At 54.6% G+C, this 674-nt stretch carries 1 protein-coding gene; it reads left to right on the top strand.

Translation table 11 applies throughout. The features are described 5' to 3' along the window. Window positions 1–304: 304 nt before the first annotated feature. Window positions 305–674 (top strand): hypothetical protein (locus AC01ZF_RS17590; protein ID WP_476575559.1); only part of this gene is annotated, 370 nt, incomplete at its 3' end.

Genomic DNA, 674 nt, shown 5'->3' with positions numbered 1-674 from the left:
TCCGTACCGTCTTCCAGAAGGACGAGTACGTGCGCACCATCCTGTGGTTCTTACGCGTGTATACTGCGCCAAAGGTTGAATTTCACAAGACAACCAAGGCATCCGTGGTTACGCACACATTGAGTACCATTGTTCCCCCGTCTGCGGTAGACGGGTATCTACAAACGATACGCCACCTGTGGGAGGTGTACAGTACCGCTGTCATCCCCGTGGTGGTGAATGGTTGGGTTGTATACCGTGACGGTACCACGGTACACATGGCGTCGGACGTTATGCATGTGAGTATTACGCAAGGAGGTAACCTATGAAGTTAGTACAAGTAGACGCGTACAAGGGAGTACGTGTGGTCGAAGGTTGGGACGTATTGTACGCGGATTGGCTCTACCGTCCGCGGTTTGTAATTCAGCTACGTGGTGACGAAATCATTGACGTGGCGGATGCATACGGGTTGACACGTCAGGTGGTCCTACCCACCGGCGTGGTGATTGAGGTGGAGCAGGCCCGTATCACCAGTGGGCGCATTGTTTCCTCGCAAGAGAGCATTACGCCATTGCTTGTCCCCGACCAGACGCCAAGCACCGACGTGCTCGTATTGGTACACTTGGCAACCAGTGTGCAAGGTACCCCGTACTGGCGCTCGCTCAGTACGGTGTATCTGCTCCGCTCAGGGCAAA

Source organism: Chloroflexus sp., assembly GCF_056331925.1.
The sequence above is the reverse complement of the archived record's forward strand: the minus strand, read 5'-3'. Positions and strand labels throughout refer to the sequence as shown.